13 protein-coding genes are annotated in these 13215 nt (G+C 69.4%); 10 read left to right on the top strand and 3 right to left on the bottom strand.

Going from position 1 to position 13215, the window contains the following annotated elements; translation table 11 throughout:
* Positions 1-4 precede the first annotated feature (4 nt).
* The 9 genes from recF (at position 5) to WQ53_RS07995 (ending at position 9208) form a co-directional block, all read left to right on the top strand.
* A complete protein-coding gene (recF, locus tag WQ53_RS08035) occupies positions 5-1105 on the top strand; it encodes a DNA replication/repair protein RecF (RefSeq protein ID WP_052631688.1) in 1101 nt (366 codons plus the stop codon).
* 112 nt (positions 1106-1217) lie between these two features.
* Positions 1218-3677 carry a DNA topoisomerase (ATP-hydrolyzing) subunit B gene (gyrB, locus tag WQ53_RS08030; RefSeq protein WP_052631687.1) on the top strand — a complete coding sequence of 820 codons (2460 nt, stop codon included), beginning with the start codon at positions 1218-1220 and terminating at the stop codon, positions 3675-3677.
* Positions 3664-4491, top strand: coding sequence for a CPBP family intramembrane glutamic endopeptidase (locus tag WQ53_RS08025; protein WP_428992284.1), 828 nt, complete (start codon positions 3664-3666; stop codon positions 4489-4491). Before gyrB ends, WQ53_RS08025 begins: the two co-directional genes overlap by 14 nt.
* A 78-nt stretch (positions 4492-4569) precedes the next feature.
* Positions 4570-5376 (top strand): M48 family metallopeptidase, encoded by an 807-nt coding sequence (locus WQ53_RS08020; RefSeq protein ID WP_052633993.1) that lies wholly within the window; start codon positions 4570-4572, stop codon positions 5374-5376.
* 112 nt (positions 5377-5488) lie between these two features.
* Positions 5489-6658: a tetratricopeptide repeat protein gene (locus WQ53_RS08015; RefSeq protein ID WP_052631685.1), complete on the top strand. Its 1170-nt coding sequence runs from the start codon at positions 5489-5491 to the stop codon at positions 6656-6658.
* Positions 6659-6809: 151 nt separating this feature from the next.
* Positions 6810-7484 carry an energy transducer TonB gene (locus WQ53_RS08010; RefSeq protein WP_052631684.1) on the top strand — a complete coding sequence of 225 codons (675 nt, stop codon included), beginning with the start codon at positions 6810-6812 and terminating at the stop codon, positions 7482-7484.
* 89 nt (positions 7485-7573) lie between these two features.
* Positions 7574-8329, top strand: coding sequence for a TonB-system energizer ExbB (gene exbB / locus WQ53_RS08005; protein ID WP_052631683.1), 756 nt, complete (start codon positions 7574-7576; stop codon positions 8327-8329).
* Between the two features lie 42 nt (positions 8330-8371).
* Positions 8372-8794 carry an ExbD/TolR family protein gene (locus tag WQ53_RS08000; RefSeq protein ID WP_052631682.1) on the top strand — a complete coding sequence of 141 codons (423 nt, stop codon included), beginning with the start codon at positions 8372-8374 and terminating at the stop codon, positions 8792-8794.
* 3 nt (positions 8795-8797) lie between these two features.
* Complete coding sequence (locus WQ53_RS07995) at positions 8798-9208, top strand: ExbD/TolR family protein (protein WP_052631681.1); 411 nt, start codon at positions 8798-8800, stop codon at positions 9206-9208.
* A gap of 132 nt (positions 9209-9340) precedes the next feature.
* On the opposite strand, the gene WQ53_RS07990 is transcribed toward WQ53_RS07995, so the two are convergent.
* The 3 genes from WQ53_RS07990 to cls form a co-directional block, all read right to left on the bottom strand.
* Complete coding sequence (locus tag WQ53_RS07990; protein WP_052631680.1) at positions 9341-10105, bottom strand: pyridoxine 5'-phosphate synthase; 765 nt, start codon at positions 10103-10105, stop codon at positions 9341-9343.
* A complete protein-coding gene (locus tag WQ53_RS07985; RefSeq protein WP_052631679.1) occupies positions 10102-10377 on the bottom strand; it encodes a hypothetical protein in 276 nt (91 codons plus the stop codon). The genes WQ53_RS07990 and WQ53_RS07985 overlap by 4 nt, the downstream gene beginning before the upstream one ends.
* 118 nt (positions 10378-10495) lie before the next feature.
* Positions 10496-11938: a cardiolipin synthase gene (gene cls / locus WQ53_RS07980; protein WP_052631678.1), complete on the bottom strand. Its 1443-nt coding sequence runs from the start codon at positions 11936-11938 to the stop codon at positions 10496-10498.
* Between the two features lie 107 nt (positions 11939-12045).
* Here cls and WQ53_RS07975 point away from each other — a divergent pair, with 107 nt between their 5' ends.
* Positions 12046-13128, top strand: coding sequence for a PA0069 family radical SAM protein (locus WQ53_RS07975; RefSeq protein ID WP_052631677.1), 1083 nt, complete (start codon positions 12046-12048; stop codon positions 13126-13128).
* The last annotated feature ends 87 nt before the right edge of the window (positions 13129-13215 follow it).

Genomic DNA, 13215 nt, shown 5'->3' with positions numbered 1-13215 from the left:
TCTTGTGCGTGTGACCCGCCTGACTCTGCACGACCTGCGGCGTTTCGAGGCGGTCGAACTGGCCCCGGCGCCGGGGTTGAACCTCCTGACCGGGCCGAACGGCGCCGGCAAGACCAGCGTGCTGGAAGCACTGCATCTGATGGCCTACGGCCGCAGTTTCCGTGGCCGGGTGCGCGACGGCCTGATCCGCGAGCATGCGCCGGCACTGGAGGTCTTCGTCGAGTGGCAGGAGCAGGGTGCGGGCGGAGCCGCGTTGCAGCGGCGGGCCGGACTGCGGCATGCGGGTCAGGAATGGACCGGGCGCCTGGACGGGCGCGACGTCGCCCATCTCGGTCAGCTGTGCGCCGCCCTGGCAGTGGTGACCTTCGAGCCCGGCAGCCACGCCCTGGTCAGCGGGGGTGCGGAGAACCGGCGTCGCTATCTCGATTGGGGCCTGTTCCACGTGGAACAGGATTTCCTGCCGCTGTGGCGGCGGTATGCCCGGGCCCTGAAACAACGCAATGCCTTGCTCAAGGCTGGGGGGTCCAACGCCCAGCTCGACGCCTGGGATCACGAACTGGCCGAGGCGGGTGAAACACTGACCGCGTTCCGTGAGCGGTACCTGGGCGAACTGGCGCCGTGTGTACTGGAGGTGGCGGGGAGGCTGACCGACGGACTGGCCCTGCGCGGGCTCGACTTCCAGCCTGGCTGGCGCCGCCAGGAGCTTTCCCTGGCCGACGCCCTGCTGCTGGCCCGCGACCGCGACCGCGCCAGCGGCCATACCGGCGTCGGCCCGCACCGGGCGGACTGGAGTGTGCAGCTGGCCGGCCTGCCGGGCCGCGAAGCCCTGTCGCGCGGCCAGACCAAACTCACCGCGCTGGCCATGCTCCTGGCCCAGGCCAGCGATTACGCCGGCCGGCGCGGGCAATGGCCGGTGATTGCCCTGGACGACCTGCCGTCCGAACTGGACCGGGAACACCAGCAGCGGGTGCTGGCCTTCCTGCGCGACCAGCCCGACCTGCAGCTGTTCGTCACCGCCACCGAGATCCCGCAGGCCCTTGCGGTGGACCGCGACGGCTACCGCCTGTTCCACGTGGAACAGGGCCGGATCGCAGCTGAAGACTGATCCCGCGGACCGGGGGAGAGGTCCGGGCTGGGGTATAATCGGCCGTCAACCCTATAGCTAAGGTGTCCGCTGCCGACCCGGCCGCGGGCCCGGTCCCGACTGCGGCGAAGGCATGAGCGAGCACATCCCGAGTTCCCCCCCCGGCAACGATTCCTACGACTCCAGCAAGATCACCGTCCTGCGCGGCCTGGAAGCGGTCCGCAAGCGCCCGGGCATGTACATCGGCGACGTGCACGACGGCACCGGCCTGCACCACATGGTGTTCGAGGTGGTCGACAACTCGGTCGACGAAGCCCTGGCCGGGCATGCCGACGACATCATCGTGCGCATCCTCGAGGACGGCTCGGTCGCGGTGTCCGACAACGGCCGCGGCATCCCGGTCGACACGCACAAGGAGGAGGGCCGTTCGGCGGCCGAGGTGATCCTCACCGTGCTGCACGCCGGCGGCAAGTTCGATGACAACAGCTACAAGGTCTCCGGCGGCCTGCACGGCGTGGGCGTGTCGGTGGTCAACGCGCTGTCCTCGCACCTGTGGCTGGACATCTGGCGCGACGGTTACCACTGGCAGCAGGAATACTCGCTGGGCGAGCCGCTGTATCCGCTCAAGCAGCTGGAGGCGTCGACCAGGCGCGGCACCATGCTGCGCTTCCTGCCGGCCGCCGAGATCTTCACCGACACCGAGTTCCACTACGACATCCTGGCCCGCCGCCTGCGCGAGCTGTCGTTCCTGAACTCCGGGGTCAAGATCACCCTGATCGACGAGCGCGGCGGCACGCCCGATGGAAGCGTGCGCCAGGACACCTTCCAGTACGAAGGCGGCATCCGCAGCTTCGTCGAGCACCTGGCCCAACTGAAGACGCCGCTGCACTCGAACGTGATCTCGGTCAGCGGGGAGCAGAACGGGATCGTGGTGGACGTGGCCCTGCAGTGGACCGACGCCTACCAGGAAACGATGTTCTGCTTCACCAACAACATCCCGCAGAAGGACGGCGGCACCCACCTGGCCGGTTTCCGGGCCGCGCTGACCCGCACGCTCAGCAACTACATCGAGCAGAACGGGCTGGCCAAGCAGGCCAAGATCAATCTCTCCGGCGACGACATGCGCGAAGGCATGATCGCGGTGCTGTCGGTGAAGGTGCCGGACCCGAGCTTCTCCAGCCAGACCAAGGAGAAGCTGGTCAGTTCGGAGGTGAAGCCGGCCGTTGAGAACACGTTCGGTGCACGTTTGGAGGAGTTCCTGCAGGAACACCCGAACGAGGCGCGCGCCATCGCGGAGAAGGTGGTCGATGCCGCCCGCGCCCGCGAGGCCGCGCGCAAGGCGCGCGAGCTGACCCGCCGCAAGGGCGCGCTCGACATCGCCGGCCTGCCCGGCAAGCTGGCCGACTGCCAGGAGAAGGACCCGGCGCTGTCGGAACTGTTCATCGTCGAGGGCGACTCGGCCGGCGGCTCGGCCAAGCAGGGCCGCAACCGCAAGAACCAGGCGGTGCTGCCGCTGCGCGGCAAGATCCTCAACGTCGAGCGCGCGCGCTTCGACCGCATGCTCGGCTCGGCCGAGGTCGGCACCCTGATCACCGCGCTGGGCACCGGCATCGGCAAGGACGAGTACAACCCGGACAAGCTGCGCTACCACCGCATCATCATCATGACCGACGCGGACGTGGACGGCTCGCACATCCGCACGCTGTTGCTCACGTTCTTCTACCGGCAGATGCCGGAGCTGATCGAGCGCGGCCACATCTACATCGGCCTGCCGCCGCTGTACAAGATCAAGCAGGGCAAGACAGAGCTGTACCTGAAGGACGATGCGGCACTGGACACGTACCTGGCCAGCAACGCGGTGGAGAACGCCGCGCTGATCCCGGCCGAGGGCGAACCGCCGGTCAGTGGCGAGGGCCTGGAGAAGCTGCTGCTGGCCTACGCCGGCGCGCGCGAGGCGATCGCCCGCAACAGCCACCGCTTCGATCCGCTGCTGCTGGAAGCGCTGATCGACTTCACGCCGCTCGACGCCGAGCACCTGGCGAAGAACACCGACGAACGCCACGAGCTCGACGCGCTGGAAGCGCGCCTCAACCGCGGCAAGCTCGGCAGCCCGCGCTTCGCGCTGAAGCTGCTGCCGGCCACCGAGTCGCGCCCGGCCGCGCTGCAGATCACCCGCCGGCACATGGGCGAGGAACTGCTGCAGGTGCTGCCGCTGTCGATCTTCGAGCACGGCGAACTGCGTCCGCTGCGCGATGCGGCCGCGCAGCTGCACGGACTGGTGCGCGACGGCGCGCAGGTCATGCGCGGCGGCCGTTCGCAGGCGGTGGCCAGCTTCGCCCAGGCCCAGGCCTGGCTGCTGGAGGAAGCGAAGAAGGGCCGCCAGATCCAGCGCTTCAAGGGCCTGGGCGAGATGAACCCCGAGCAGCTGTGGGAGACCACGGTCAATCCGGATTCCCGCCGGTTGCTGCGCGTGCGGATCGAGGACGCGGTCGCCGCCGACCAGATCTTCAGCACGCTGATGGGCGACGTGGTCGAGCCGCGGCGCGAGTTCATCGAGACCAACGCGCTCAAGGTCGCCAATCTCGACGTCTGAGCCGGTGACCGGGGAACCCGTGGCCGGGACCATGCACGCCGCCGTGCCGCCATCGCGCATGGCGCCGCTGCTGCGCGCGTTCTTGTTCGACGCGCTGCTGGCCGTGCTGCTGGTGGTCGGCGGCAGCATCGCCGCCGCCGCGGTCTGGACCGTCTGGCGCGCGGCAACGCTGGCCGCCGGCGGCCAGCCGGATGCGGCCGCGATCCAGGCGGCGATCGGCCAGCCGGGAGCGCTGGCGCAGATCCTGTTCGCGCTGTTCGCCACGTCCTTCGCGGCGCTGGTCCTGTATTTCTGGCGGCGGCGTGCCGATGCCGGCGAACGGACCACGGCGCATGCGGCATTGCGGCGCCGTTCCACGTGGGGCTGGACCGTGCTGGTCGGCGTGGCGGTGTTCCTGGGCAGTTCGCTGCTCGGCTGGCTGGCCCGGCAGCTCGGCAGCGAGCCGGTGCCCACCAACCTGGCGCTGGTGGAGGAGGCCGCGCGCAACTGGCCGGTATTCCTGTTCCTGTTCGCGGTGGTGCTCGCGCCGGCCTACGAGGAGCTGCTGTTCCGGCGGGTGTTCTTCGGCCGCTTCCTGGCGGCCGGCCGGCCCTGGCTGGGCCTGGTGGTGAGCAGCCTGGCCTTCGCCCTGGTCCACGAAGTCCCCGGGATCAGCCACAACCCGCCGCTGGCGGTCCTGCAGCTGTGGCTGATCTACGGCGGCATGGGCGCGGCCTTCGCCTGGCTGTACTGGCGCACCGGCAGCCTGTGGGCGCCGTTTCTCGCACACGCGCTGAACAACGCGCTGGCATTGGTCGTACACGGCCTGATCTAGCGTTGCGCTTGACGAAAAGTTAAGCCGGCTGCGAGGACACTGTCGCCGAAAGTGAACAGGGCGGGACAACAGATGCATCTGAAGCGGGCAGGGTTGGTATTGGCGGCCGCGGTCGTGCTGGCCGCGTGCGCGACCACGACATCGCCCACGGGTCGCACCCAGTACATGGCCTACTCGGACAGCCAGCTCAACCAGATGGGCGCGCAGGCCTTCGCCGAGATGAAGAGCAAGCAGAAGACCCTGTCCGGCGGCCAGCAGAGCCAGTACGTGCAGTGCGTGGTCCAGGCGCTGGTCGCGCAACTGCCTGCGGAATGGCGCCAGCTGCAATGGGAAACGGCGGTGTTCGTCGACGACAGTCCCAACGCCTTCGCCCTGCCCGGCGGCAAGGTCGGCGTGAACACGGGCATGTTCACGGTGGCTAAGAACCAGGACCAGCTGGCGGCGGTGATCGGCCACGAGATCGGCCACGTCTACGCGCGCCACACCAACGAGCGCGCGTCGCGGCAGAGCGCGACCTCGACCGGCCTGGCAGTGCTCGGTGCGCTTGCCGGCGCCCGCTACGGCCAGACCGGCACCGACCTGGTCACCCAGGGCGGCGGCATGGCCGCGCAGATGGGCGTGCTGCTGCCGTTCTCCCGCACCCAGGAAACCGAATCCGACGAGATCGGCCAGCGGTTGATGGCGCAGGCCGGTTTCGACCCGGCGCAGGCCGTGGACCTGTGGAAGAACATGGTCGCGGCCTCCGCCGGCCGCGCGCCCGAATGGCTGTCCACCCACCCCGATCCGCAGAACCGGATCCGGGCGCTGGAAGCCCGGGCGCCGTCGCTGCAGCCGCTCTACCAGGCCGCACGCCAGGCCGGCCATACGCCCCGGTGTGGGACCTGACCGCGAGAACAACGCGTTTTTCCTGCCATTCCGAAAGAAAGCCGGTTCTGATAGCGTTGCCGGCCCGGTTCCCGCCCCCGCCCGCGAGCGGTGGCCCGTACGAGGTGATCCAATGAAATTCAGCAGCAAGCATGCCGTCCTGTCGATCTTCATCGCCGCCGCCCTCGGCGGGATGGTCGTGGGCGATGCCTCCGCGCAGTCGTCGCGCTCGAGCAAGAAGTCCGACAAGGTCGAGCAGCTGTACCCGCAGGCGACCCGCCAGGAACCGGCGGCCAAGGCGTCCACCAAGGCCGGCAAGAAGCTGCAGAAGCTGATCGACGTCTACAACAAGGACGATTACGCGCAGACCCGCACGCTGGCCGACGACGTGCTGACCACCGACGGCGCCAACGAGTACGACAAGGCACTGGCCACCCAGCTCGCCGCGCAGGCCGCCTACAACCTCGACGACACCGCCGCGGCCAAGACCTACCTGCAGCAGGCGCTGCAGTTCGACGCCCTGGACAACAACGGCCACTACCAGACGATGCTGATGCTGGCGCAGCTGCAGCTGGCCGACGACGAGCTCGACGCCGGCATGGCCACGCTCGACCGTTACCTGACCGAGACCCGGTCGACCCGGCCCGACGACCTGGTGCTCAAGGGCCAGGCGCTGTACCAGATGGAGCGCTACCAGGAGGCGATCCCGCCGCTGAAGCAGGCGGTCGAGTCGACGCCCGAGCCGAAGGACAGCTGGGTGCAGCTGCTGATGGCCTCCTACGCCGAAGCCAACCAGAGCGGCGATGCGATCGCCCTGGCCGAACAGCTGGCGGCGAAGAACCCGAGCGACAAGAAGACCCAGATGAACCTGGCCGCGATCTATGCCCAGGCCGACCAGATGGACAAGGCCGCCGTGGTGCTGGAGAAGCTGCGCGCGGCCGGCCAGCTGAGCGAGGAGCGCGAGTACCGCCAGCTGTACATCACCTACGCCAACATGGACAACCGCGAGAAGGACGTCATCTCGGTGATCAACGAAGGCCTGCAGAAGGGCGCGCTCAAGCCCGACTACCAGACCCACCTGGCCCTGGCCCAGTCGTACTACTACAGCGAACAGATCCCGCAGGCGATCGAGAACTGGCAGAAGGCCGCCCCGCTGTCCAAGGACGGCGAGACCTACCTCAACCTCGCCCGCGTGCTGTGGCAGGAGGGTCGGGTCCCCGAAGCCAAGCAGGCCGCCCAGCAGGCCCTGGACAAGGGCGTGAGGAAGCCGGAAGACGCCAGGAAAATCATCAACTTGAAGTAACTTCACGGAAAAGCGCCGCGCCCTAGGCACACGGGCGCGGGATTGGTATATGCTTGGCGGTTCATGCGGTGTCACCCGCGAGAACCTGGGCTGCCCCCGGACGGGACCTTCCCCCGGCGGCACCCGGCCCCACACCTGAGTCACTAGGCGCATGGCTGAACAACTGGTTGTCCACCACAGGAACTACGAAGAAACCGAGGAGAGCGGCCTCAGCTGGCCGCGCATCATCGGCATTGCGTTCGTCATTGCGCTGCACCTGGCCGCGCTGATGCTGCTGCTCATCCCCGCCGTGGCGCCGAAGGCGGAAACGGAGAAGGAACGCAACATCCTGGTCACCCTGGTCGACGCGCCGCCGCCGCCACCCCCGCCGCCGCCGCCGCCGCCGCCGCAGGACAAGCCGCCGCCGCCGATCAAGGACCTGGCGCCGCCGAAGCCCTCGCCGGTGCCGCCACCGCCGGAGGCCCCGCCGATCGACGTGGCCGAGCCGCGCCCGACCGACGTCTACCAGGAGCCGTCGCCGCCCGCGCCGCCGCAGCCGGTCGCCGACATCGGCGCCAGCGTCGACATCTCCTCCAAGAACATGAACCCGCCGCGCTACCCGCCGGCAGCCGCGCGCGCCGGCATCGAGGGCGAGGTCATCCTCGTCATCGACGTCGACGCCAACGGCAACGTGACCAACGTGTCGGTCGAACGATCCAGCCGCAACCGCGATCTGGACCGGGCCGCCATGGAGGCCGCGCGTAAATGGCGTTTCAATCCCGCTACTGTGAACGGCCAGAAGGCGGCCGGTCGCGTTCGGGTCCCGGTGAACTTCACCCTGGGTTGATGTCCGTTTCCTTGGGGGAACCCCCTAAGGGAAACCGGGCCTAGCGTTTCCGCCTTCCTTCTCCACCAAACAAACCAAAGGTAAGCGTCATGCTGCAGGAACTCTTCATCGCCGCCGCTGCGGGGGGCAACGCCTCCGCCCTCACGCAGATGGGCTTCGACCACATGATCTCGGAGATGGTCTCCAAGCCCGGAGAATTCGCCGTCTCCTGGATCGTGCTGCTGACCCTGGTGTTCATGTCGGCCGCGGCCTGGTACTGGACGGTCTTCAACGCCATCAAGAACACCCGCCTGAAGTCCTACGCCGATCGCGTGGTCAATGCGTTCTGGGAAGCCCCCAACGCGCAGGAAGCCATCCGCGTCATGGAAGAGCAGCCGCGTAGCGAGCCGTTCTCCAAGATCGCCCTGGACGCCGCGCAGGCCGCCGCCCACCACCAGCGCTCGGAAGGTGCCGGCGCCGGCCTGGGCGAGAACCTGACCCGCTCGGAGTTCGTCGACCGCGCCCTGCGCCAGGCCGTGACCCGCGAGAGCTCGCGGCTGCAGTCGGGCATGGTGCTGCTGGCGACTGTCGGTGCGACCGCCCCGTTCGTGGGCCTGCTGGGTACGGTGTGGGGCATCTACGGCGCCCTGATCCGCATCGGCGCCACCGGCTCGGCCTCGATCGACGCGGTGGCCGGCCCGGTGGGCGAGGCGCTGATCATGACCGCGATCGGTCTGTTCGTCGCGATCCCGGCGGTGTTCGCCTACAACTTCTTCAACAAGATCAACAGCGCCACGATCGCCAAGTTCGATTCGTTCGCCCACGATCTGCACGACTTCTTCGCCACCGGCTCGCGCGTGCGCTGAGCCGGTAGTCCCGAAGAACGATCCAAGTAACGGAGAGCCCGCATGGCCTTCAGTTCGGACAACAGCGGCGGCCCGATGGCCGACATCAACGTCACGCCCCTCGTGGACGTGATGCTGGTGCTGCTCATCATCTTCATCATCACCGCGCCGCTGATGCAGCACAAAGTGAAGATCGAGCTGCCGGAAACGGATGTGGTCGCCAAGGACGACGAAGAGGCGCGGACCATGCCCATCACCATTTCGGTGACGGAGAACGGTTCGCTGTTCTGGGGCGACGAGGAGATCACCCGCGAGATCCTCGAGTCGCGTCTGTCCAGCGCCGCCCAGCAGGTGCCTCAGCCCAAGCTGAACCTGCGCGGCGACCGTACCACCAAGATGCGCACGATCAGCGAAGTCACCCAGATCGCCCAGCGCAACGGCATGCTGGACATCGGCTTCGTCGCCACCAAAGAGAAGGGTCACTGAGCCATGGCTTTCAGTTCCGGTTCCCAAGGCCCCATGGCCGACATCAACGTCACGCCCCTGGTGGACGTGATGCTGGTGCTGCTGATCATCTTCATCGTGACCGCGCCGATCATGACCTATCCGATCGACGTGGCCCTGCCGCAGCGGGTCATCAACCCGCCGCCGGTCACGAGGGAGCCGCCGCCGCCGATCGAGCTGCGCATCGACGCTTCCAACCAGGTCTTCTGGAACAACAGCCCGGTGTCGGTCACCTCGCTTCTGCAGATGATGGAGACCGAGGTGCAGCGCGATCCGACCAACCAGCCGGAGCTGCGCATCGACGCCAGCAACGATTCGGAGTACGAGGTCACGGCCCGGGTACTGGCCGCGGCCAAGAACGCGGACATGAAGAAGATCAACTTCGTGCAGCAGTAACCGCGAGGCCTGCGGCTCCCGCTTCCTGCAGCGGCGGGAACCCGCAACGCCAAGCAGCTGGAAACGCCGCCTTCGGGCGGCGTTTTCTTTTGCAGGAACGGAGGAAGGCACCGGTGCGGCCCGGCGCGGTGTTCAGGCCCCGCCGCCCCGCCCGAGGATCGCCAGGTAGGCGCGGACCGTGGCATCCAGGCCGTCGTACAGGGCCTCGCCGACCAGCGCGTGCCCGATCGACACTTCGAGCACGTCCGGCACTCCGGCCAGGAACGCGCCCAGGTTGGCCTGCGACAGGTCGTGGCCGGCGTTGACGCCCAGTCCGGCCGCCTGTGCCCGCCGCGCGGTCTCGGCGCACAGGCGCAAGGCCGCGTCGGCATCGCCTTCCGCGAACGCCTGCGCATAAGGCCCGGTATAGATCTCGACGCGGTGCGCGCCCAGCGCGGCGGCGCGCTCCAGCGATGCCACCCCGGCGTCGACGAACAGGCTGACCCGGCAGCCGAGCGCGGCGAAGGCGGCGACCTGCCCGGCCAGCGCGGCGGTGTCGCCGTCGAAGGCGAAACCGTGGTCAGAGGTGAGCTGGCCGTCGCTGTCCGGGACCAGGGTCACCTGCGCCGGCCGTGCCTGCTCGCACAGCGCGAGCAGCCCGGGATAGCCGGGTCGTGGCGGTGCGAACGGATTGCCCTCGATGTTCAGTTCCACGCCGAACTGCGCCGTGAGCGCGGCCAGCGGCGGCAGGTCCTCGGCGACGACATGCCTGCGGTCGGGCCGCGGGTGCACGGTGATGCCGTGCGCGCCCGCCTCCAGGCATGCGCGCGCGGCGGCAGTAACGTCCGGCTCGTGGCCGCCGCGCGAATTGCGCAGGACCGCGATCTTGTTGACGTTGACGCTGATCCGGGTGCTCATGCCGAGGGCGAGGTCGGATCCTGCGGCGGGGGATTGGCCGCTTCGCGCTTGCGCGCCTCGACCAGCTCGCGCAGGCGGCGCAGTTCGACCGGGTCGATCATCGCCAGCTCGTCCTGCTGGCGTCCGCCGATGCGCTCCAGGTACCAGCCGCGGATCCAGGCCACGAACAGCGCCAGCGCGGCCAGCAGGGACAGCAGCAGCAACCAGCCGTGCACGGTGGTGATCGCCAGCAGCAGGGCGCCTAGCGCCAGCAGAAGATAGAGCCAGTGCATCGCAAACCTCCCCGATGGGTGCCGCCCGGTCGCGGGATACGGCCAGGCGCGGCCATGATGACGCCTCGACGGCCGCCGCGGCCACCGCGCGTCCGCCGCCGCCGCCCGCCCGTCGTCATCAAAGCAGCGGCGAGAGCAGGCGTGCGAACGCCTCCGGCAGCCGATGCCGCCACAGGCCCATGGGCCGGTCCACGCGCACGCGCCGGGCGCGCGCGAACTCGCGTTCCAGCAGCTGCGCCAGCGATTCGCAGCTGCCTAGGTCGCGCAGCAGCAGCGACACCTCGAAGTTCAGCCGGAAGCTGCGGTGGTCGAAGTTGGCGCTGCCGACGACGCACAGGTCCTCGTCGACCAGCAGCGCCTTGGTGTGCAGCATGCGCGGCCCGTACTCGTAGACCTGCACCCCGGCCCTGAGCAGTTCGTCGTAGTAGGAACGCGCGGCCAGGGTCACCAGCTTCGAATCGCTCCAGCGTGGCACCAGCAGGCGCGTGTCCAGCCCGCCCAGCGCGGCCGAGGTCAGCGCCATGCGCGCCGCCTCGCCGGGCACGAAGTAGGGCGTGACCAGCCACACCCGGCGGCGGGCCTCGTGGATCGCGCCCACGTGCACCCGATGGATCGCTTCCCAGGACGAATCCGGGCCGGAGACCAGGACCTGCGCGCCGACCGGGCCGTGCGCCAGGTCCGGCCAGTACCCGGCGTCGCCGAAGACGCGCGCCTCGCAGCCGTTGGCGTAGACCCAGTCCTCCACGAACACCAGCTGCAGGCTGCGCACGACCGCGCCGTCCACCCGCACGTGCAGGTCGCGGTAGGCGCCCGGGTACAGGACCTCGTCCTGCTCGTCGGTGACGTTGATCCCGCCGACGAAGCCGGTCGCGCCGTCGACGACCACGATCTTGCGGTGGCTGCGCATGTTGAGCCAGGGCCGGCTGAAGGGCCGCAGCCGGGTCGGATGGAACCAGCACACTTCCGCCCCGGCATCGACCAGCGGCTGCAGGTGGCGCCGGCGCATGCGCCCGGAGCCGACGGCGTCCAGCAGCAGGCGCACCTGCACGCCGGCGCGCGCGCGTTCGACCAGCGCGTCGCGCAGGCGCAGGCCGGTGCGGTCCGGGTTCCAGATGTAGTACTCCAGGTGCACGTGGTGGCGCGCCGCGGCGATCGCCTCCAGCAGCGCCCCGTAGGTCGCGTGGCCGTCGACCAGCCACTGCACGGCGGTGGCGCTGGAGGGCGCCAGGCCGGTGGTGGCCTGGCCCAGCCGCGCCAGTTCCACGCAGTCGGGGTTGCCGGCCAGCGGCCCGGCGAACTGCTCCAGACCCGAGCGCGAACGGCCGCGGCGCAGCCGCTGGCGCTGGATCTTCTGCGGGCCGAACAGGAAATAGATCAGGAAGCCCACGTACGGCAGCAGCGCCAGCGACATCACCCAGCTGAGGGTGGCGACCGGCTCGCGCTTCTGCAGCACGATCCACAGGCCCAGTCCGAACAGGTAGGCCAGCCAGGCCAGGCCCAGGTACAGGGCCAGACGCGGTGGATCGTCCAGCCATGCCCAAGCGGCGTCGAAGTAGGTCATGGCAGGATTCTAGGCGAGCTTCGCGCGCCGGCCGGAACATGACCGCCGGCTGTCCGCGCCGGGCATGGTCGCCGGTACTGAGACGGCGCCAGCGTAGCCTTTGCCGTATGGCCGAGACGATCAAGGGCCGCGGTTCGCGGCAGTACCTGCCCGGCCGCTTCGAGGTCACCACAGCCGAAGCGTTGGACGACGGCTGGGCCGCGCCGGCCGAGGCCGAAAGCGGGCCTGATCCGTCGCGCCCGCGCACCGAGCTGCGCGAGGAGACCGCGCGCAGCATCGTCACCCGCAACGATTCGCCCGACGTGGGCTTCTCCCAGTCGGTGAACCCCTACCGCGGCTGCGAGCACGGCTGCAGCTATTGCTTCGCGCGGCCGTCGCACGCCTACCTCAACCTGTCGCCCGGCCTGGACTTCGAGACCAGGATCTTCGCCAAGACCAACGCGCCGGAACTGCTGCGCCGCGAGTTCGCCCGTGCCGGCTACCGCCCCAGCCCGATCGCGCTGGGGATCAACACTGACGCCTACCAGCCGGCGGAACGGCGCCTGCAGCTGACCCGGCGCCTGATCGAGGTGATGCTCGAATGCCGCCACCCGTTCAGCCTGATCACCAAGAACGCGCTGGTCGAACGCGACATCGACCTGCTGCAGCCGCTGGCCGAACAGCGCCTGGTCCAGGTGCATTTCTCGGTCACCACCCTGGATCCGCACCTGAGCGCGAGGCTGGAACCGCGCGCAGCGGCGCCGCACGCGCGGCTGCGCGCGATGCACCGGCTGCACGAGGCCGGCATCCCGGTGGGCGTGATGTTCGCGCCGGCGATTCCCTGGGTGAACGACCACGAACTGGAAGCGGTGCTGGAGGCGGCGCGCGCGGCCGGTGCCGGCAGCGCCGGCTACGTGCTGCTGCGCCTGCCGCATGAGGTGGCCCCGCTGTTCCGCGACTGGCTGCAGGCGCACCTGCCCGACCGCGCCGACCGGGTGATGGCGGCGGTGCGGCAGATGCGCGGCGGCAAGGACTACGAGGCCGCCTTCGGCGCCCGCATGCGCGGCCGCGGCCAGTACGCCGACCTGCTCGCGCAGCGGTTCGCGCTGGCGCACCGGCGCTTCGGTTACGCCGACGTGCCGCCGGCGCCCCTGGATGGCAGCCGCTTCGTCCCGCCGCGCCCGGCGTCGCCGCAGGGCCAACTGTTCTAAGCGGGTGTAAACCCGGCGCCGGGGGTGTATCAGCAATGAAACAGCACCGGCAAACCCAGCCACGACGGGCCTTGCCGGGCGAAGCAG

Source organism: Pseudoxanthomonas suwonensis, assembly GCF_000972865.1.
In the GTDB taxonomy this organism is placed as follows: domain Bacteria; phylum Pseudomonadota; class Gammaproteobacteria; order Xanthomonadales; family Xanthomonadaceae; genus Pseudoxanthomonas; species Pseudoxanthomonas suwonensis_B.
The sequence above is the reverse complement of the archived record's forward strand: the minus strand, read 5'-3'. Positions and strand labels throughout refer to the sequence as shown.

Bases quoted from the DNA above. Each gene is read 5' to 3' on its own strand.
- WQ53_RS07985 (WP_052631679.1), bottom strand. From the start codon at position 10,377: ATGCACTGGCTCTATCTTCTGCTGGCGCTAGGCGCCCTGCTGCTGGCG.
- gyrB (WP_052631687.1), top strand. From the start codon at position 1,218: ATGAGCGAGCACATCCCGAGTTCCCCCCCCGGCAACGATTCCTACGAC.
- WQ53_RS07995 (WP_052631681.1), top strand. From the start codon at position 8,798: ATGGCTTTCAGTTCCGGTTCCCAAGGCCCCATGGCCGACATCAACGTC.
- WQ53_RS07990 (WP_052631680.1), bottom strand. From the start codon at position 10,105: ATGAGCACCCGGATCAGCGTCAACGTCAACAAGATCGCGGTCCTGCGC.
- WQ53_RS08010 (WP_052631684.1), top strand. From the start codon at position 6,810: ATGGCTGAACAACTGGTTGTCCACCACAGGAACTACGAAGAAACCGAG.
- WQ53_RS08000 (WP_052631682.1), top strand. From the start codon at position 8,372: ATGGCCTTCAGTTCGGACAACAGCGGCGGCCCGATGGCCGACATCAAC.
- WQ53_RS08015 (WP_052631685.1), top strand. From the start codon at position 5,489: ATGAAATTCAGCAGCAAGCATGCCGTCCTGTCGATCTTCATCGCCGCC.
- exbB (WP_052631683.1), top strand. From the start codon at position 7,574: ATGCTGCAGGAACTCTTCATCGCCGCCGCTGCGGGGGGCAACGCCTCC.
- cls (WP_052631678.1), bottom strand. From the start codon at position 11,938: ATGACCTACTTCGACGCCGCTTGGGCATGGCTGGACGATCCACCGCGT.
- WQ53_RS07975 (WP_052631677.1), top strand. From the start codon at position 12,046: ATGGCCGAGACGATCAAGGGCCGCGGTTCGCGGCAGTACCTGCCCGGC.